This window comes from Pirellula sp. SH-Sr6A (assembly GCF_001610875.1).
Lineage (GTDB): Bacteria > Planctomycetota > Planctomycetia > Pirellulales > Pirellulaceae > JBKCUI01.
This window is the reverse complement of the sequence record NZ_CP011272.1, coordinates 3,580,674-3,600,589: the sequence shown is the minus strand read 5'-3', so window position 1 is coordinate 3,600,589 and position 19,916 is coordinate 3,580,674. Positions and strand designations below refer to the sequence as shown.

At 55.1% G+C, this 19,916-nt stretch carries 16 protein-coding genes; 11 read left to right on the top strand and 5 right to left on the bottom strand.

Going from position 1 to position 19,916, the window contains the following annotated elements; translation table 11 throughout:
- The first annotated feature begins 17 nt into the window (after window positions 1-17).
- From VN12_RS13940 to VN12_RS13920, 5 genes are all read left to right on the top strand, one after another.
- Window positions 18-1,157 (top strand): aldose epimerase family protein, encoded by a 1,140-nt coding sequence (locus tag VN12_RS13940; protein WP_315850169.1) that lies wholly within the window; start codon window positions 18-20, stop codon window positions 1,155-1,157.
- Between the two features lie 101 nt (window positions 1,158-1,258).
- The gene (locus VN12_RS13935) at window positions 1,259-1,534 is read left to right on the top strand and encodes a WXG100 family type VII secretion target (RefSeq protein ID WP_146677403.1); all 276 of its coding nucleotides are present in this window, start codon (window positions 1,259-1,261) and stop codon (window positions 1,532-1,534) included.
- On the top strand, window positions 1,527-2,003 hold the full coding sequence (locus VN12_RS13930; protein ID WP_146677402.1) for a hypothetical protein: 477 nt from the start codon (window positions 1,527-1,529) through the stop codon (window positions 2,001-2,003). Before VN12_RS13935 ends, VN12_RS13930 begins: the two co-directional genes overlap by 8 nt.
- Window positions 2,004-2,199: 196 nt before the next feature.
- Complete coding sequence (locus VN12_RS13925) at window positions 2,200-2,586, top strand: HU family DNA-binding protein (protein WP_146677401.1); 387 nt, start codon at window positions 2,200-2,202, stop codon at window positions 2,584-2,586.
- Window positions 2,587-2,640: 54 nt separating this feature from the next.
- Window positions 2,641-2,862, top strand: a complete 222-nt coding sequence (locus VN12_RS13920) for a hypothetical protein (protein WP_146677400.1) — start codon at window positions 2,641-2,643, stop codon at window positions 2,860-2,862.
- A 52-nt stretch (window positions 2,863-2,914) separates the two neighbouring features.
- On the opposite strand, the gene VN12_RS13915 is transcribed toward VN12_RS13920, so the two are convergent.
- Both VN12_RS13915 and VN12_RS13910 read right to left on the bottom strand, forming a co-directional pair.
- Window positions 2,915-4,066 (bottom strand): endonuclease/exonuclease/phosphatase family protein, encoded by a 1,152-nt coding sequence (locus tag VN12_RS13915; RefSeq protein WP_146677399.1) that lies wholly within the window; start codon window positions 4,064-4,066, stop codon window positions 2,915-2,917.
- A gap of 148 nt (window positions 4,067-4,214) precedes the next feature.
- Window positions 4,215-4,682 carry a hypothetical protein gene (locus VN12_RS13910; protein ID WP_146677398.1) on the bottom strand — a complete coding sequence of 156 codons (468 nt, stop codon included), beginning with the start codon at window positions 4,680-4,682 and terminating at the stop codon, window positions 4,215-4,217.
- A 61-nt stretch (window positions 4,683-4,743) separates the two neighbouring features.
- On the opposite strand from VN12_RS13910, the gene VN12_RS13905 reads away from it, so the two are divergent.
- Entirely contained in the window at window positions 4,744-5,961 is a 1,218-nt protein-coding gene (locus VN12_RS13905; protein ID WP_146677397.1) for a glycosyltransferase family 4 protein, read from the top strand.
- Between the two features lie 431 nt (window positions 5,962-6,392).
- On the top strand, window positions 6,393-7,859 hold the full coding sequence (locus tag VN12_RS13900; RefSeq protein WP_146677396.1) for a DUF2156 domain-containing protein: 1,467 nt from the start codon (window positions 6,393-6,395) through the stop codon (window positions 7,857-7,859).
- Between the two features lie 475 nt (window positions 7,860-8,334).
- On the opposite strand, the gene VN12_RS13895 is transcribed toward VN12_RS13900, so the two are convergent.
- A complete protein-coding gene (locus tag VN12_RS13895) occupies window positions 8,335-9,261 on the bottom strand; it encodes a TraB/GumN family protein (RefSeq protein WP_168164397.1) in 927 nt (308 codons plus the stop codon).
- A 216-nt stretch (window positions 9,262-9,477) separates the two neighbouring features.
- Here VN12_RS13895 and VN12_RS13890 point away from each other — a divergent pair, with 216 nt between their 5' ends.
- From VN12_RS13890 to VN12_RS13880, 3 genes are read left to right on the top strand one after another with little or no spacing between them, the layout of a single operon-like run.
- Window positions 9,478-10,194 carry a TetR/AcrR family transcriptional regulator gene (locus tag VN12_RS13890; RefSeq protein WP_168164396.1) on the top strand — a complete coding sequence of 239 codons (717 nt, stop codon included), beginning with the start codon at window positions 9,478-9,480 and terminating at the stop codon, window positions 10,192-10,194.
- The gene (locus VN12_RS13885) at window positions 10,191-11,324 is read left to right on the top strand and encodes an efflux RND transporter periplasmic adaptor subunit (protein ID WP_146677393.1); all 1,134 of its coding nucleotides are present in this window, start codon (window positions 10,191-10,193) and stop codon (window positions 11,322-11,324) included. Before VN12_RS13890 ends, VN12_RS13885 begins: the two co-directional genes overlap by 4 nt.
- Window position 11,325: 1 nt before the next feature.
- The gene (locus VN12_RS13880) at window positions 11,326-14,538 is read left to right on the top strand and encodes an efflux RND transporter permease subunit (protein ID WP_205855043.1); all 3,213 of its coding nucleotides are present in this window, start codon (window positions 11,326-11,328) and stop codon (window positions 14,536-14,538) included.
- A 1,213-nt stretch (window positions 14,539-15,751) separates the two neighbouring features.
- Here VN12_RS13880 and VN12_RS13875 read toward each other — a convergent pair.
- Both VN12_RS13875 and VN12_RS13870 read right to left on the bottom strand, forming a co-directional pair.
- Window positions 15,752-16,261 carry an FmdB family zinc ribbon protein gene (locus VN12_RS13875; protein ID WP_146677392.1) on the bottom strand — a complete coding sequence of 170 codons (510 nt, stop codon included), beginning with the start codon at window positions 16,259-16,261 and terminating at the stop codon, window positions 15,752-15,754.
- A gap of 86 nt (window positions 16,262-16,347) precedes the next feature.
- Window positions 16,348-17,649: an MFS transporter gene (locus tag VN12_RS13870; protein ID WP_168164395.1), complete on the bottom strand. Its 1,302-nt coding sequence runs from the start codon at window positions 17,647-17,649 to the stop codon at window positions 16,348-16,350.
- 299 nt (window positions 17,650-17,948) lie between these two features.
- Between VN12_RS13870 and VN12_RS13865 the strand changes: the two genes are divergently transcribed.
- A complete protein-coding gene (locus VN12_RS13865; RefSeq protein WP_146677390.1) occupies window positions 17,949-19,247 on the top strand; it encodes a PQQ-binding-like beta-propeller repeat protein in 1,299 nt (432 codons plus the stop codon).
- Window positions 19,248-19,916: the final 669 nt, after the last annotated feature.

Genomic DNA, 19,916 nt, shown 5'->3' with positions numbered 1-19,916 from the left:
TCCGGATGAAAACTTCTATGATCAAGCTTCGTCGACACTTTCTTCTTAGCCAATTCGCATCCATCGCATTGGCCATCCTCCCTTTCTCCGCTTTCGCAAACGAACCGAAGAACGCAATGAGCATCGAGTCCCGTCCCTTTGGCAAAACCCCCGCGGGCGATGCCGTCACGCTCTACACCTTGACCAACGCCGCAGGGAACACGGTCAAAATGATCGACTACGGCGCGATCATCGTCTCGATTGATGTACCGGATCGCTCTGGAAAGAAAGTAAATGTCAACGCTGGGTTTGATTCCATCGACGGGTATATCCAACGCCACCCTTACTTTGGCGCCACGGTCGGTCGGTTCTGCAATCGCATCGCCAAAGGCAAGTTCAGCCTCGATGGCAAGGAATACAGTCTCTTCGTCAACAACGGCCCCAATCACCTACACGGCGGAAAAGTGGGATTCGATCAGTTGATGTGGAAGGCTGAGAAACTACAAACCAATACCAGCGTCGGACTCCGTTTCTCGTTGGTCAGCCCCGACGGACAAGAAGGCTACCCAGGCACCCTCAACGTCACTGCCGATTACGTTTGGGATAACGACAATAAACTGACGATTCGCTTCCAAGCCACCACTGACAGAGCGACCCATGTCAACCTCACCAACCACGCCTACTACAACCTCGGAGGCATCGGTAGCGGCAATGTGTATGGTCATGAGCTCCAACTGAATGCTGCGGAGTACCTCCCCGTTAATGATGACATGATTCCGATCGGAAAAACCGCTCCGGTCAAGGGGACGGCATTGGACTTCACCCAATCCACCAAGATCGGTGACCGGATCCAAACCTTGGAAGCCACCCGTGGCTACGACCATTGCTTCGTCGTCGATGGCAAGCCCGGCTCGCTTCGCCCCGCAGCCTTCGTCGCCGATCCCAAATCGGGTCGCACCATGACTGTCGCGACGACCCAACCGGGGATCCAGCTCTACACGGGCAACTTCCTCGGTGGGGACGCCTCCAACGCGAACTTGAAGCAGCACGAAGCCTACTGTTTGGAAACGCAACACTACCCCGACGCGCCGAACCAACCCGCGTTCCCAACCACGTTGCTTCAACCGGGACAAAAGCTGGACGAGACGACCACGTACCAATTCGGAATCATCCGCTAGCTGAACGGTCACGCGCTCCTTCTAATATAGGACCTATACGACCTATAGGTCCTACGCTACCAATCGGGCTGATCCACTCCCATTGAAGGACTCAATCCACCATGACCCAAGCGATCGTCGACCCCGAGCAGCTTCGCAATTTCGCCATGCAGCTCAAGCGATTCTCGGGGATGCTTTCCGATGCATCCACCAAACTATCGCAGCAAATGCAACACCTCGCAGTTTCATGGCGCGATCAAGAGCATCAAAAGTTCGCGATGGAGTTTGAGCAGGAGCTCAAGCAACTGCACCGGCTGATCGAAAGCAGCGAAAGGCATGTCCCTTACCTGCTTCGCAAAGCCGAACTGATCGACGAGTACCAGCGAGGCCATGGCTGAGGCAAACGTCAAAAACATCGAAGCCATCGAGCTCTTCGCCGAATCGATCGTATCCCTTCGCAACACGACGCGGAAACAAGCCGACGAGATCCGCGAACAGTTCCAACGCATCTCCTCTTGGCTCGATAAGGAACTTCCCGATTATTGGAAGAACGAACATCGCAAGGCGGAGAAGCGATGGATCGAAGCTCGCGAAGAATTGCTGCGGTGCGAATCCAAGACTCGGGCCGATGACGAGCGGTCCTGCTCCGTCCAGCGAAAAATGCTAGCGAAAGCCACCGAACGTCGACAGCTTTGCGAGCAGAGAGTCCGATCGTTGCCATCGCTAGCCATGCAGTGGAACCAGTTCCTGCAGGAGGCATCGACATCCCTGCGGCAGTTGGACGATTTGTCCGAATCCACCCTGCAGACCGCTTTCGAGCGACTGCAGGGAACTCTGGAGACGCTGCGCAAATACCTGGAACGGTAAACTTTGCCAAATCGATTCGACTGGGGTTAAGTTTGCGGGCCGTAACGCCGATACCTGTTTTACGGAATGTGCGGAGCCAATCCCTTTGGATGCGTTGCCTCGACCTTGACGAATGGAGTCAGCAAACCTAGACTCAGAAGTAAACCTAGGTCTATAAAGGACTTAGGTATTCTTTTCGAGCCCTAGGAGGTCAGCCGTGACAAAGAAAGAGATCGTGAAAACGATTTCCGATGAGACCGGTATCAACCAGCAAAAGATCAAGGCGATCGTTCAGAGAACGTTCGATGCGATCGTGAAGACGCTGGAAGAGGAAGGTCGGATTGAACTCCGAAATTTCGGCGTATTCCAAGTTCGAACTCGAGCAGCGCGAAAGGCTCGCAACCCTCGGACAGGCCGCCAGGTGGAGGTCCCCGAGAAGTTTGTGGTGACTTTCAAGCCGGGGAAGATCATGGAGGAGCGAGTTAACGCGATAGAGGGCACTCCACTCGCACAGCGGATTCGAGACGACATTGCGTCGGGGCGGATCGACGTCAGCGACGAGGAACTCGATTCCGACAACGACTCGGATTCCACGCTTTTGTAGACTTGTTCACAAAAGCATTGCGGTGCGAATGCTTATATTCACGGAGGAATGGAAATGAGACGGCAATTGGGATGGTTGCTTTTGGTAGCTTGCACAGCGATGCCTTTGGTTGGTTGCGCGATCCCCATCTATTCAGCCAAGCCTTCTCGACGTGCCCAGCAATTGATCTACACCTCGGATAACTTCCGAGCGATCTTGCAAGAATGGGAACGCTTCTGGTTCTTGGACCAGCCTGACCACATGACTCCCTACCGCGTTCATGGCGGTGTGATCTAACGGCAGGGGGATCGAAAGGCGGTGTGGACGAACGATGGGATGATGGAACCGGCTATCGCATGCCGAGTCCGCCGTCCCCGGCGGCGACGCGCCCACTAGACCCATAGGGCTGCTCGGTGACATAGAATTCAGCCCAAACGGGCAAGTGATCGGAGATTTCTAGAGCTTGCTCCGTTCGCAATCCAAACATTTGATTGAGATCGAGGACGCCCGCTCTTCCGGTGAACTCGCTCGAAGTCATTCGATCGAACAAGATGTTGTCGTAAATCTTGGTACGACGCGTGTTCGTCGGTTCCCGATCAATGACCCAATAGATATCGGGAACTCTTCCCAACTCTCCGAATTGACGCGGTTCGGCATTGAGATCCCCGAGGAGCAAGACATCGTCCTCGCCCGCAGATCGATACTCAAATTCCCGTATCGATTTGAGGACCGTGTGCATCACCGGAATCTCTTGGGCGACTTCATCCGGATCGGTATGAATGTTGACCAGCGTGAAGGAAAAAGGCCGATAGTTAGGCGGAACCCGCGTCAAGAAACGAGCGACATACGGTTCTCGGTGCAAGTAATCCTTCTCCGCATCGTCGACGATGTAGGTCGCATCGGGGGAGCCCACGATGGTCGCAGTGTTATACAGGTAGGCATACTGCTCCTTCGAAACCGTTCGCCCCAAAGGCTGGCTGATGAGGTAGTCATAGCGAACGCCGGTCGCGTTCACAAACCGCTGCAGGATTGGGAGCGTTTCTTGGTCGCGATCCCGAATCTCTTGAATGGCCACGATATCGAACTGTCGGATGATCTCTGCAAGCTTCTCCGCCATGCCCGGTTTGGAGATCTTGGACTTCCCAAGAGTCTGAATATTGAAGCTGGCGATGAGAATGGTTTGCCCGTTGCGCGGAGGAAGCCCCGCGCCGGCGAACTCAGGTGGGCGATTCGACACGAATTGACCGGGTGATTGACCGGGCAATGGCACCGTCTGCCCTCCCATTTGCCCAGCCGATGGCGGTGCAACGCCTTGTCCAGGATAGCCCTGGGGTGGGGCTCCGGTGCCCGGGTAAGGTGATGCCGGGAAGCCTTGATTACCAGTGGGAATCGCTTCGTTGACAACCTGCGCGATCTCGTTCGGTTCGCAGCCGAGCATATAACCGCAAACGGCGATCAACATGCTGACGACAATCGCTTCCCAACTCCATTTGGTTTTCATCCCTCGCCTCCTTGCGCGGGTTTGGTTCGGTATGCCTTTCAAGACCGCTTCGCCTCCTGCGAAGACTGCTCGAAACGCGCTTTTATGTCGTGGACGCCTATTCCTACCTTTGTCCCCTCTGAAAAGGGGCAATGCCTGCGTCCTAGAACTAGGCCTTGCTCAACGCTTCTTCGATCCATCGCTTCAACCGCTCGGACCCAGACTCCGCACAGGATTCCAAGGCGCGGCGGGTTGCAGAATCGATTGCAGGCAATTTGGTAATTGCCCACACGATCCGTTCCTTCGCTGCCATGTCATCGATCGTGGCGGTTCGCCCACCCAGCGCTCGTTCGATCTCGCCAAGCATCTCGCCAGGAATCGTTTCCCGGTGCTCCTCCACCATCCGTCCAATCAACGTCGCAGCCCAGTAAACCTGAAGCGTATGGGGGGCGTTCAAGCTTTCCGCGAGGTGTGCCCAAGCGTCCAGGGGCGGCACTCCGCAATTCTCCAAAGCTTCCACGGCGTATCCAGCCGTCTCTTCGTTCGTGTCCACGAGAAAAGCTAGCACTTCAGGCAGATGTCGAAGGGTGAGTGCCGCATCGTTGCGGTATTTTTCAACCTGGATTGGATCTGCCATGGAAACTCTCCTTGCCTCAGTACAGACTGGAGACCTATAAGGACCGGTTCGAGCCAGGCCGGTGTCAGTCTCCCAGCGGGACATTACAGAATTCCCGGCCGAGGGACAACGCAGCTTTCCTAGCTTTCCCGTTCTGAGTTCCGCAAACTCCCATCCACGAGCAGGCGACGCATTGAAGATCGATTTGATCATCACCGAACTCGAAGTGGGTGGCGCAGAGCGTTGCTGCATGGAGCTCGCGACCTACCTGCACCGCAATTACCATGCGGTCCGGATTATCTCCATCGGTTCCCCTCCAAAGCCTCCGCGCGACGCCTTCCATCGCGAAGTTCGATCGCAAAAAGTCCCGTTTGTGAGCTTGTATGCTGACCGAGCCCTGCAATTCCCTTTGGCTTGGTGGCGACTTCGACGCTTCGTTCGCACCCAGCCACCCGATATCGCGCAATCGTTCCTCTGGCACGCGAATGTTCTCTCGGCGGGCGTTTATCCATCGTTTGGAATTCCCTTGGTGGGGGGAAATCGAGTCACGGAACCACGAACCGGGAGACATCGCTGGGGGAAGTGGGCAGCGAGTCGCATGAAGAAATTGGTTTGTGTCAGCGAAGAAGTCGCGACGTGGACAAGTCAAATCGAGGAGGTGGAAGCATCGAAGCTGCTGGTGATCCCCAATGGCATTTCCCTTTCCCGCTGGGAAGCTTCCAGTCAACGGCCCTGTCTCTGGCCTGATTCATTACCAAAAGATGCACCTGTTTTGTTATTTGTGGGGAGGATTGATTACCAAAAGGGATTCGACGTATTGATCGAGCGTATCCCGAGGATTTTAGGGGCACTGCCGGATCATCATTGGGTTTTGTTGGGGGACGGTCCGGAGCGGGTTACTGCGCAGCGGCAAATCGCGCGGACCGCAGTCGCGGAGCGAGTCCACTGGTTAGGCCAAAGCGAGGAGGTAGCCCAGTGGATGCGTCGCAGTCAGCTGTTAGTGTTGCCGACCCGGTACGAGGGGATGCCCAATGTGGTATTGGAAGCCATGGCATCTTCCCTGCCTGTCGCGACGTTGGAGGTGGAGGGAGTGCGGGAACTGTTGGGGAGCAATACGACGGAACAATCGGTAGGGAAGTCGGATTGGGAGGCTTGGGAGTCGTTGGTCATACGATTAGCGACCGATCGGGACCGAGCCAAGGAGCTGGGAGTGATCAATCGCCAGCGCGTCGAATCGACCTTCGCTCTCCACGAGCAGCTCAAGCAGTACGAAGCCCTCTATCGCACCCTCATCCGCTAGCTCTCCGTCGATCCGTCGTCAATTGTCGATCTGTTGTCCTCAACAGATCAGCATCGCCTAACGCGCCGCGCCAGGTAAGAATCTTCCCCAGACACCTCCTTTCTTTAGGAGGCTATTGGGAGGGGTGGTTTGGTCGATAGAGCGGTGGTCTATAGCGATGAAACGGTCGAGGACGACCGTTCGACATGTCGATCTGTTGTCCTCAACAGATCAGCATCGCCTAACGCGCCGCGCCAGGTAAGAATCTTCCCCAGACACCTCCTTTCTTTAGGAGGCTATTGGGAGGGGTGGGCTAGTCGATAGAGGGGTAGTACTCGGTGCTAAAACGGTCGGGACGACCGTTCGACGATGCATAGTCCGTTGCCGAAAGTTCGAATGCTCGTTCAGTGGGGACTTCGCTGAATGCGGTTCCTTTTGCTATCTTCTAGGATGTGAGTACTGAAACCCGTCAGCGAGCACTTCGATTCATTCAACAATATGGCTGGAACAACACCTCGTTCCAGACGCTCGAACCCTTCTTCGAGTATTGGTTCGATCCCAATGAATTGGGCGTGGTCGCCTATTACAAAGCTTGGGGCACTTGGGTCGCGGCAGGTGCTCCGATTTGCCCCCACGACCAATTGATCCCATGCGCCATGCGGTTCGTGGAGGCGGCCAAGCAAGCAGGATATCAAGTTTGCTTTTTTGGAACCGTACCCCGATTTTCCGACGAGTGCGGCCCCCACGCTACCCATGTCAAGATTGGTGAACAGCCCTGCTGGAATCCCATGCTTTGGCGGAGCGATCCCAAACGGGTTCAATTGGTGGGTTCGCAATGCCGGCGTGCGGAACGGAAAGGAGTGATCGTCCGCCCTGTCCCTTTCCAAGAGATGGCAGACGCCGATTCCCTGTCCCGCCGACAAGCCGAACGGGTCATGCGTCAATGGCAGAGAACGCACCGCATGGCCACCATGAGTTTCCTCGTCCATCTCGAAACCTTTTCGTTCGCGCAGGAACGTCGATACTTTCTAGCACTTCAATCCGTTCCAAACGATGCGAACGAGGAATGGGAGCCAGTCGGCTTTCTGTCCTTGGTTCCCGTCTATGCACGCGATGGGTTCTTTCTGGAAGATCTGATCCGTACCCCCGCTGCTCCGAACGGGACCACCGAAGCGTTGATCGATGCGGCCATGCAATCGCTCGCCGAAGAGAGCAAGCCCTACGCATCGCTCGGACTATCCCCCCTCCGAAATACCGAGCGTTCCCGTTACCCCCAGCCCGGTTGGGCCAAGAACCTTTTCGGCTGGTCCAGACGACTCTCTACCCCCATCTACAATTTCGAAGGACTTTCGGCCTTCAAGTCCAAGTTCCGGCCCGACGAATGGGAAGAGGTCTACGTTACGGGTTTTCCCAAGTTTCAATTCTCAATGCTGATCGCCGTCTTGATGGCTTTCATGCGCTCGTATCCGACGGGCTTTGCCTTCCGATCCTCCATTCGCTTCGCGGCCGCCCACTTTCGGCAAGTCTCCTTCAAGGCTTGGCAGCATTGGATTCACGCACTGGCCATCGCACTCGTCGTGTGGACAGTATTGCTAAGCCGCTGCGATGGCGTGTTCTGGTTCGGTAGCGACGCAATGCTGCGATTTTGGATTGCATTCGATAGCTTGATGGTCGGTGTCCTGTTTGGCGTCGGATACGGCATCCACCGGCGAGCGAAGTTCGTGACTCCGCTGGCTTTCGCAGCCCTCTTGTCAGTTATCGCCGATGGCTGCGCGACGGCCGCACATACGATCATCTTTTTCCGAGCGCATCTTTGGAATTGGCAATATGCTCTGGCATGGTCGGTAGCGCTCGCAGGTCCGGCCATTGCGACGACCGTGCTTGCAGGGTTGCTTATCTCCACGAGGAATCGAAACTGAGATCGAGCGAAATTGGATCCGCGAATCTGTTCGAACCGACTGCTGAAATCGGAGTCCAATCGTCGGATTGATTTCGAGCTTCGCTTCGAAGGACATTGCTCTTTTCACATGGTCACAAACCGATACGAAGAGGCAGAGGCCCCAACGCGAGACACATGTCTTCCAGCTTGGACAAAAGGTGTTGTTACTGCGCGTCGAAACGATTCACGGTTTGAAGGAACGGCCACCTAGCGAATTCATCGACCTTTGAAATACCGAGTACTCGGACCACGTACACCTGCCGATCGATCTTTTTCCCGATGAATCGGTGGTGCTCTTCTTCCAATCCTCTATCGCTTCGAAACCAAGGACTTCACCGAAGTGCACAAGGCTGGAATTCAGAAAGAGAATTCGAGTCTCGAAGCTGATTGGATTCATAGAGTCATTGCGTGAACGTGGGAGAACGCTCACCGGCTGACTGTTAAACGAACGCCGGCTAGCGAAGCGGCCAAGCGTCGACCCACTCGGTGGAAACAGGTTTCGCGTGAAAGTCTCTCAAAAGCCGGTCGTGCATATCGTTCAAGTGGGCCGCTCCGTAGAAGACGGACAGCTTTCGCTTTCCATTTTCCAATTCCGATTGCAGAACTTCAAATGCTTTGCGGTTCCGTTCGGTGAGCAACGTGCTCTTGCCATCCTTATCGGCAAGCCCCGCCATTTGCCCCTCCATGGATTCGAATTGTTCCGCCATCACGCGGCGCAGTCGGATCGGGTCTTTGGAAATCATGGCCGCCATCATATCGGCCTGCTGCTGCTGTCCCTTTTTGCTCGCCTGCACCGCCAACCCGGCTCCCATCATGCGGGCGAACATTCCGAGGAAACCATCTTTTCGCTTCTTCATGTCCTCGCCGAACTCCCCGGGACTCATATCGGCGTGCACAAAGTTGCTCGGGGAATAATCGACCTCATCGAGTTGGAAGCTCAACTCTAACGCTTCCTTCATCCCGGTCTGAAGCCCGCTGATGGGATTAAAGCCCCCTTCAGCCCGCTGATTCGGCTTGTTCACTTCCGGATCCGCGACCAATTCGTAGAGAACGGAATCGTAGTTGCGGAATCGCTGGTTTAGGTCGCTGTAATACTGTTTGGTCCCGACGTGTACCGCGCCGATCAAATCGACTGTCGCGCCTTGGAAAGGCCCGGAGACGATTTCATATTTCGCGATCGCCACTTGCAATGCTCGAGGTTCTTTCCCCTCCTTATCGATCCGGAGAAAGAGCGGCTTTGTTTCCGTTGCGTCCGCCGTCGCTTCCTGGACAGTAGCGGGAGGAGCTTTCTTCCCGTTCTGCTGCTTCGTCTCCTGGGCTTGAACTCCCCCGACACTGCCTACCAACGACGCCGCAACCAGGACCTTGCACCAAAATCGCATCGCCAAATCTCACTCACGTTAAGGGACGACCAACGCCCGCAGGCTGGCCTTCGACCACTTCAAAAACTCCGGGCTCATGCACCAGAGCACCGGATTACACGAAATTCTAGTCCCCGCTCAAGCCCTTGGCCCAAAAGTGCCGAAAAATCCATTGACTTTTGTGACGACTCGTCAAAAAATGACTCCATGGTCGAACTAACTAGAAAACAAAGAGAAATGGAACGTCGCACGGCCGAAATCCTTCGGGTTTCCCGTCCGATCCTGCTTCGGGAGGGGTTTCAGGCCCTCAGCATGGACCGGGTGGCAGCGCAGATGGAGTACGCCAAGGGGACGATCTACAACCACTTTCCCAACAAAGAAGAAATCGTTTTGGCGTTAGCGGTGGAGGCGATGCAGCTGCGGAGAGCGTTGTTCGAAAGAGCGATTGCAACTTCGGCCAGCAGTCGGGTCCGCATGATGGCGGTCGGGGCGGCGTGCGAGTTTTTCACCGAGCAATGCAGCGATGACTTCTTGGTGGAGCAGTGGATCCGCAACAACAACATTTGGGACAAGACCTCTGAGCAGCGGCAGGCATTGATCCGCGAGTGCGAGGGCAATTGCATGGCGCTCGTTTCTTCTGTGGTGGCCGATGGGGTCACCGCCGGAGAGCTAACGGTCCCTGCCCCCCTTTCGCCGCCCGAGTTCGTTTTTGGACTCTGGGCCCTTGTATACGGAAGCCAGATCCTGACTCGATCGAGCCCCTCGCTGGCTTCGATTGGAATTCACGATCCGGTAATTGCCATTCGAGCCCATTGCTTGAATCTTTTGAACGGGTTCGCGTGGCAGCCGCTCATGAACTGGTCCGAGTACCAGTCTCACATGCAAGATTTGCTTGAAAAACTCCTACCCGAATTTCGCTCGATCCAAGCGGAAAGACAAACAGTTGCACCATGAGATTCCATCGCAAACGAATCCTGACAATCGCACTGGGAATCGCAGTCAGCGGAATGGGAGCTGCCTTCGCCTACCACAATTTCAGCCACGGAGATCACCGAATCCCGGCCAAATACGTGAGCGAGTTGGAGCAGAACGGATCGGAGTTGGTCGTGCGTGCTTATCGCATTCCAACCGACGGACCTTCGGATTCCGAAGTCTCTTTCACCGGCTCTGTCCAACCTCGCTACCAAACGTCGGTCGGATTCCGTGTAGCAGGCAAAGTAGCGCAGCGGCACGTCGAGCTCGGGGACTGCGTCCAACAAGGGGACTTGCTATTCAGTTTGGATCCGACCGACTACGACTTGAACCTCCGAGTCGCCGAATCCGAACTTATCTCTGCCCAATCGACGTTCACCCAAGCCGACGCCGAAGAAAAAAGGCTTCTGCAACTTCGCAGTACCGGTGCTGTGAGCCTTTCTGAATACGACCTGAGTTTGGCAGCGCGCGATGTGTCCCAAGCTCGTTTGAATTCCGCCCGTAAGCGACTGGAACTGGCCCAAAATCAGCGCGACTATTGCGAGCTGCGAGCCGATTTCGACGGGCTTGTCACGGCGATTCAGGGAGAGGCGGGACAAGTCGTGAACATCGGACAAACCGTTCTGCAACTCATGCAAGGGGAAGAGCTCGAAGCGGTCATTAGCATTCCGGAGAACCGATTGGAATTGGTCCGTAACCGACGTCCCACCATCTCGATTTGGTCGCAGCCCGACGCACGATTGCCCGCCAAACTCCGTGAGATGTCACCCATCGCCGACCCGATTTCACGGACTTACGACGCCAAATTCACGCTCCTCGCGAGCGCTTCGAATCTATCGATTGGCATGACCGCTACGGTGCATCTTTTTGATTCCAACCAGACCGACATTCCGATCCCTACGGCGGCTATCGGCAATAACTTGGACGAAGCCGTCGTTTGGCGCATCGACGAGCATGACGGAAGTGTCGAAGCGGTTCCCATTGAGGTGGTACAAATTCGAAACGATACCGCGATGGTTCGCGGCCCTCTCCAACCAAACGATCTCGTGGTGAGCGCTGGAGTTCAGCGCATCGATGAAAAGGTAAGAGTTCGAGTCTGGAACTCTCAATAACATGAACACAACCGACGAATCGAAGCGTCCCGGGATATTCAACCTATCCCATTGGGCTGTCACGCACCCCGCTTTTATCTCCTTTCTCATGTTGGCGTTCGGGGCCGCGGGCCTGCAAGCCTATCTGAGCATGGGTCGCGCTGAGGATCCGTCGTTTACGATCAAAACCGGGGTCGTAACCGCCTCCTGGCCAGGAGCGACATCCAAGGAAATGCAGGAGCAAGTCGCCGAGGAAGTCGAAGATAAGCTTCGAGAAACTCCTTATCTCGACTTTCTCCAAACCTACTGCCTGCCCGACCGCATGCAAACGCTGGTTCAACTCAAGGACCATACGCCCCCCAAACAAGTGGCAGATATCTGGTACCAAGTTCGCAAGAAGCTCGGCGACATCGAGTCGCGCATGCCCCAAGGAGTCGTCGGCCCCTATGTCAACGACGAATACGGAGATGTTTACTCCGCCATCTATGCTTTCTATGGAGATGATTTTTCCTATGCGGAACTGAAACGCGTGGCGGAAAGCACGCGTAAACGGCTGCTTCGCGTAGCAGATGTGGAAAAGGTCGATCTCGTCGGTGATCAAGATGAGCGGATCTACATCGAGTTCTCCCACCAAAAGCTCGCGACGCTCGGGGTCTCCCCGCAAGCGATCTTCGATAGTATCCAAAAGCAAAACGCTCTCGTTCGCTCAGGTAGTATTGATACCTCCAATGACCGTATCCACGTGCGCGTTGCTCGGGACTTCGATGGCGTATCTCAGATTCAAGAAGTCCCGGTGCAAGGGAATGGTCGCGTCTTTCGATTGAAGGACATAGCCGAAGTCAAACGAGGCTATGAAGACCCTTCGCTTTTCAAACTTCGCTTCAATAGCCATCCCGCTGTCGCGTTAGGGGTCGTGATGACCAAAGGTGGCAACGTTCTTTCCCTCGGGAAGCAACTGGAAGCCGCGATGGAAGAGATCACCTCCCAACTCCCCGTTGGTATGAACATGGGGAATATCGCGTTCCAACCGCACGTGGTGGAAGAATCGGTTGGGGAATTCACTCAATCCTTCGTCGAAGCACTGGTGATCGTTCTCATCGTGAGCTTTCTCAGCTTGGGCCTGCGCACGGGGATCGTCGTCGCTCTCAGCGTCCCTCTCGTACTGGCGGTCTCGCTGATGATTATGAATGCCATCGGTATGAACCTAGACCGTATCTCTCTCGGAGCATTGATTCTCGCGTTGGGGCTGCTGGTCGATGATGCGATCATCGCGGTGGAGATGATGGCGGTGAAGATGGAAGAGGGGTGGAACCGCGTCGATGCCGCGGGATTCGCATGGCGATCCACCGCTTTTCCCATGCTCTCTGGAACCCTCATTACCATGGCAGGGTTTCTCCCCGTCGGATTCGCACGCTCGGCTGCGGGTGAGTACGCAGGGGGGATCTTCTGGGTGGTCGGAATCACTTTGATTATATCTTGGTTTGTGGCGGTCATCTTTACGCCCCATCTGGGAGTCCAGCTGTTACCCGACTTGAAGAAAGGCGATGGACACGGTGAGCACGTACCCTTTCAAACGCCCTTTCATCGTGCCTTGCGATGGCTTATTCGAGGTTGTGTGAAGCGTCCCTACGCGGTGGTTTCTATCACGGTCATGATGTTCATCGCGGCGCTGTTTGGGTTTACACGGTTGCAGCAGCAGTTCTTTCCACTCTCTTCGCGTACCGAGCTCATGGTCGATGTAAGATTGCATGAGGGCTCCTCGATTCAAGCGACCGAAGAGATGATCCAGTCGGTCGAGCAGCGGATCCGCCCTTTCTTGAACGCCGACGGAGAACACGAGCCGTTGATTCAACATTTCACTAGCTATGTGGGAGCTGGATCTGCCCGATTCTTTCTCGCTCTCAATCCCGATCTGCCCAATCCGAGCTTTGGCAAGATCGTCATCCAAACAACGAGTGTCTACGCGAGAGAAGAGCTGCGAACCCGACTCAAAAAACTGTTTGAACAAGATGGACAATTTGCGGACGCGTCGGTGCGCGTGCTCCGTCTCGAGTTCGGACCGCCGACCGGCTACCCGGTTCAGTTTCGTGTGATTGGTCCAGATCCATCGACCGTTCGGCGGATCGCGAAGGACGTGCGGCAAGTGATGCGGTCCGATCCCGCGGCCATCGACGTGAATTTGGAGTGGGACGAACCTTCCAAGTCGGTGCAGGTAGACATCGATCAAGACCGAGTAAGACTGATGGGCCTAACACCGCAGGAAGTTGAACTCGGCTTGGAAACTCTTCTATCAGGGACCACGGTTTCTCAGTTTCGAGACGGAACAGAAACCATCCCCGTCGTCGCCAGAGCCATCGAATCGGAACGAGCTTCGGTGGAAAAACTGGGCAACCTGACGCTGTTCACCCCCAATGGCAAAGTCGTTCCGATCGAACAAGTAGGAAAAATTCGTCCCAGTTTTGAAGAGCCGATCGTTTGGCGTCGAAATCAAGAACGGATGCTTTCGGTACGATGCGACGTCGCTGATGGATTTCAAGCCCCGGACATTACCAACCGAATGGAAAAGGAATTAGCGGAACTGAAAAGCTCGCTTCCGCCAGGCTATCGAATCGAAGCGGGTGGCGCTGCCGAAGAAAGCGTGAAAGCGAATAAGGCTTTGTTTGCCATGTTCCCTCCTATGATCCTGATCATGCTTACCCTGCTGATGTCTCAGGTTCACTCGTTCAAAAAGATGATCCTGATTTTCGGGATCGCACCGCTAGGACTAATCGGTGCCGTTGCGTCGCTTCACGTTTTCAACGCTCCGTTCGGGTTTGTCGCACTGCTTGGTGTTATTGCGCTGGCGGGAATGGATATGAGGAACTCGGTCATTCTCGTGGATCAGATTGAGCAAGACATCGCGAGCGGATTGAATGAGTGGGATGCTGTCATTGAATCATCGGTCCGCCGCGCACGTCCGGTCATTCTCACAGCGGCTACCGCAATCTTAGCCATGATCCCTCTCACGCGGAGTGTCTTCTGGGGCCCTATGGCGATGGCGATTATGGGCGGGCTGTCGATTGCTACCTTCTTAACCCTCGTCAACTTGCCTGCCCTCTACGTCCTTTTCTTCCGGGTCAAACCCTCCGTCTCGACCGAAGCGTCCACGACACGCAGCGAGAAGGTGCATCCGCATGTTCAGAAAGAGCAAGATTCCGGGACTGACTCCCCTCACCCCACTCCCGCTTTCGGATAGTTCCCAATCCATCCCAATCCTCTTCTTACCCGTTGCGCCCCTGCGCCGTGGCGCCCAACGATCTATCTCAAAGGGGAGGTTTCTCGCAACGGCGCAACGGCGCTAGGGAGTACGGGATCTAGGTGAGGAGATAACTTGCAGGGATCGAAAAGTAATCGACAACCTACTCCATCCACTGCCAATCCCAATCCATCACAATCCTCTTCTTACCCGTTGCGCCCCTGCGCCGTGGCGCGCAACGATCTATCTCAAAGGGGAGGTTTCTCGCAACGGCGCAACGGCGCTAGGGAGTACGGGATCTAGGTGAGGAGATAACTTGCAGGGATCGAAAAGTTACCGACAACCTACTCCATCCACTGCCAATCCCAATCCATCACAATACTCTTCTTACCCGTTGCGCCCCTGCGCCGTGGCGCGCAACGATCTATCTCAAAGGGGAGGTTTCTCGCAACGGCGCTAAGGCGCTAGGGAGTACGGGATCTAGGTGAGGAGATAACTTGCAGGGATTGAAAAGTTATCGACAACCTACTCCATCCACTGCCAATCCCAATCCATCCCAATACTCTTCTTACCCGTTGCGCCCCTGCGCCGTGGCGCGCAACGATCTATCTCAAAGGGGAGGTTTCTCGCAACGGCGCAACGGCGCTAGGGAGTACGGGATCTAGGTGAGGAGATAACTCGCAGGGATTGAAAAGTTATTGACAACCTACTCCATCCACTGCCAATCCCAATCCATCACAATCCTCTTCTTACCCGTTGCGCCCCTGCGCCGTGGCGCGCAACGATCTATCTCAAAGGGGAGGTTTCTCGCAACGGCGCTAAGGCGCTAGGGAGTACGGGATCTAGGTGAGGAGATAACTTGCAGGGATCGAAAAGTAATCGACAACCTACTCCATCCACTGCCAATCCCAATCCATCACAATCCTCTTCTTACCCGTTGCGCCCCTGCGCCGTGGCGCGCAACGATCTATCTCAAAGGGGAGGTTTCTCGAAACGGCGCAACGGCGCTAGGGAGTACGGGATCTAGGTGAGGAGATAACTCGCAGGGATCGAAAAGTTACCGACAACCTACTCCATCCACTGCCAATCCCAATCCATCCCAATACTCTTCTTACCCGTTGCGCCCCTGCGCCGTGGCGCGCAACGATCTATCTCAAAGGGGAGGTTTCTCGCAACGGCGCTAAGGAGTTGAGGAACGAATAGAATGCGATTTTTACATGTCGTATAGTTCGGGATCGACATCCGGGGCCTCGAACATCCGCTTCCATTTTTTGGTTTTGGAATCGGCACCGACGAAAGGATCTCCTTCTCCGTCGAGCGCATCTCCCATCTCTTCGTCGATGCGATCTGGATCTTCACCAGCCTCCATTCTTCGGATGGCTTCCAACATCGGTTCGTTGGGTTGCATGCCCGTGACGTCGAACATCTTTTTCATGAGGGCTGCCATCTGACGAGGATCCTCGGGTCCTTCACTGTTCTCATCTAAATGGGGAGCCATTTCCATCATGAGCTGCTCCATCTTGGCCTCATCGACATTTTCGAACGGATCTTTCGTCGCGTCCGACTCTTTAAGGCCTTTCGAAATTGCGAAGCGCGAGATCTTTTTTTCCAGTTTCTTTCTCCCGCATTTGGGGCACTCCGGAACCTTGGTATTCTGCATGGACCGGGAGAGGAAACTGAATACGGTATGGCAAACTGGGCAATAGAACTCGTAGATAGGCATCGAACAAAATCCTTTTCCGTTTCTTAAAACGGCGCGGGACCAACCATGTCATCGCGCCGCTGTGAATGACCACAAAACCCCATCGATCACGCAGCCGATTCCGTGCGCGTTGGCTTGAACAACACGAGGAAGGCTGCCAAAGCAACAAACAACACGATGCTTGGGATGATCCAGAATCCAAACCAGTTGATGTTTTCACCGTCCTTGTACATCGCATTCAACACCCCGCAAGCGATGGTGCCCAACCACGTTCCCAAGCCGTAGACCAAGACACCGAGAAGGGACTGCGCACTGGCTCGCAAATCGCGTGGAGCAGTCTTGTCGACATGGATGAATCCGGCTGCAAAGAAAAAGTCGAAACAGAATCCATGCAGCGCGACACCCACGATGGCGAACCAAAGTCCAATCCCCTCTGGTCCCCCGTGCGCGAACAGCAGGTAACGCAGTGCCCAACAAAAGAGACCGACCGCCATCACCAATTTGATTCCGAATCGCTTCAGGAAGAAAGGCAGTAGGACGAGGAGGAGCAATTCGACCATTTGCCCGATGGCCAAAGTGGATCCGACTTTTTCAACACCGGCTCCCTTTCCGAGGAAGTCCCCTGCGGAATTGAAGTACATGCCCATCGCAATCGAAGCGAGCAACGTGATGACGAAGAATACTGCAAAAGAAAAATCCTTAAGCATCGCGAGGGCGCGCAGAAAGTCGAGGGCACCGGCTCCACTGCCCGTTGGCGGGGTCTTGGGGAGCATGACCAAGCAGTAGATTCCGAAGATCGCAGAGATCACTGCCGCCTGGTAAAGAGGTCCCGGCGTCGCAATGGTATTCGGAATCAATGTTCCATCCGCCATCGCGGTCTTGCCCGAGAAAATGTTATCGATCAAGAACCCGGCGCAAATCCAGCCGATGGTCCCGAGCACCCGCAGACCGGGAAAGTCGCGCTCTCCATCGGGAACGTTGCGGAACGTAAGCGAATTGATGACGGAAAGAGTCGGATTGAAGACCAGCGAGTAGACAAAGGTCACGATGAACAATGCAAAGTATTGATCTGGCGATGTCAGGAGAGTCATCGCATAAAGCAATCCCGCTCCCACCAAATGGCAGATCCCCATCAATCGCTCACTATTGATCCAACGGTCGGCCAAGTACCCTGCGAACAAGGTCGAGATAATCGCACCGACAAACATATTGCCCGTGATCGAGGTCGCTTGTGCGGGCGTGAACCCGCGATTGGTCAAGAACGGGTAATAAACAATGACCCATGACCCCCAAATCGCGAACTGGAGGAACATCATCACCGACAAGACGACGCGATGATGCATTGAAAGGGGTGGTGCCTTGGAAGAAGCCGCCGATTCGCTTGGCATCGCGCGAGCGGGCTTATCCATGTTTGTGGGACTCTTATAGGGATTGGATGAGTCCGACGGTTCGCTTGGGATCATTCGAGGGGGTCGCTTTCGACTCTAAAAGAAGACTGGGTGGGGTAGTTCTCAAGCGGATCAGCCAGAGGGGCTACGGACTCCGCAAGACGAGCGCCGCTCTAGTCTTGCAAATCCCAGGGTATCCCGCAAGAAGTCTAAAGCCCCCTCGGCCGGTTTCCCAACCAATCACGCATCCTCTACAATACCGCGTTGTTACTGCAGATCATCCCTCGATTGTCCCCGAATAGTCCCCCCGTGGAGCACGTATGAACACAAAGAAGAGCCAACTGTCTCGCAAGTTTCTTGGATGGGTACTTAGCATTGGGCTGGCCGGCCAAGCATTTGCAGCCGACGGCGATTGGCCACAATGGCGAGGCCCCAATCGCGATGGCCGTTCCGCCTCCGCGAACCTCTTGAAAGAGTGGCCTGAGCCAGGTCCCAAATTGGCTTGGTCCTACGCAGATACCGGTATGGGATACTCTTCCGTCGCCGTTGCGGGTGGCAAAGTGTACACGCTTGGGAAAATCGACAATCGCGCGGTCGCAATCTGCTTGGACTCCAAGACAGGTCAAAAGGTTTGGAGCACCGACTTTGCGAACGGCAAAGTGGAAAAGGAATACAACACCAACTGGGGTGACGGCCCGCGCAGCACTCCCACCATCGATGGCGACCATGTCTACTGCCTGAGCGATCTCGGCGTCCTGGCATGTTTGGACCGCAACACCGGCAAAGTGGTGTGGAGCAAGGATTTTGTCGCCGAGTTCGGCAGCAAGCATCCCACCTGGGGATTTAGCGAATCGGTTTTGATCGATGGCGACAAAGTCATCGCGACTCCTGGCGGAAAAGCTTTTCTCGTCGGCTTCGATAAAAAGACCGGCGAGAAAGTTTGGGAGTCGAAGAACGCATACGACGCCCAGTACGTTTCCATCATCAAAGCGGACTTCGACGGAATCCCGACCTACGTCACGGCCGCCAAGGAAGGACTCATCGGAACACATGCTGTCACCGGGGAAGAGTTGTTCAAAAGTGCGAAGACCGGAAACCCAACCGCAGTCATCCCAACCCCGATTGTTCAAGGGAACCGCATCTACCACTCGTCAGGCTATGGCGCCGGAAATGTCGCGTTGGATATCCAGCGCGACGGGGACAAATTGGTCGCCAACCAAGCTTACGCGGCTAACAAAGAAAGCATGGAAAACCATCACGGTGGTTATGTTCTTCACGATGGAACCATTTTCGGCTTCTCGCGTGCCTACCGCGGTGTCTGGATGGCTCAAGATTTCAAGACTGGCGATGTTCTCTGGTACAAGAAAGTGGGAGCAGGCCGTTCGGGCTCAATCGGATTCGCCGACGGGATGCTCTATTGCTATGACGACGGCGACGGAATTTGTTACCTCGCGAAGCCTTCGAAGGAAGGCTGGGAATCGGTGGGCCAAGTGAAGTTGCCCGAAACCACCTCCCTGGATCGTAAGCAAGGGGCCATCTGGGCTCACCCCGTGATCGCCGATGGCAAGCTCTTCATTCGCGACTTGGAAAAACTCTTCGTCTTCGACATTGCCAAGTAGATTGCCCCTAGCGGGCGTCGTCGAAAAAATAGTCCGAACTGACTAGCATCTTTTTTCAAGCAACCGATGCGTTGTTTTCTACTCCCCGTCCCAATTCGAAGAGGGGCGGGGGATTCGGGGTTCGCAAACTGCTAAATCTCTCCCCACTCCGGAATCCGCTACTGGGCTCGTGACGCCACAAGCTCCCAACTGAGCGAAAATTCTTGGCCACTTCGACGCCTATCAACTTTCTATCCGCCGGTCGCTTTGCGGATCTCTCTTATTGGGGAACCGTTTCGACGCGCCACCAGCTCGCCATACGTTCGCCGAAATCCCGCGTGTGACTTTGCGATCTAGGAAAAAAGCCAAAATGTCGGGAGTTAGTGCAGCATGAGAAATGTACGTCCGGCATGGCGATGGGACTTTCGTTTTGCATTCGAGGGAACCAAGACTGCCAACGATCAACAATTGCTCGCGATTAACGCGTGCTCGGTTCCTCAGCGGTCCGGTGCGAACGAGAGAACAGAGAGTGTGTGGGGTCGACCAGCAGCAGAATTCGATTTTGCTTTGCGGCCCGAATGCATCATTGATGCCTACCCCACGTTGAACGTGCTGCAGAATCTGGCCAGACGGAGGAAAACAAATCCCAAACATGTAGGTGATGATGGACCTGCAACCAGGCGCCCCGGG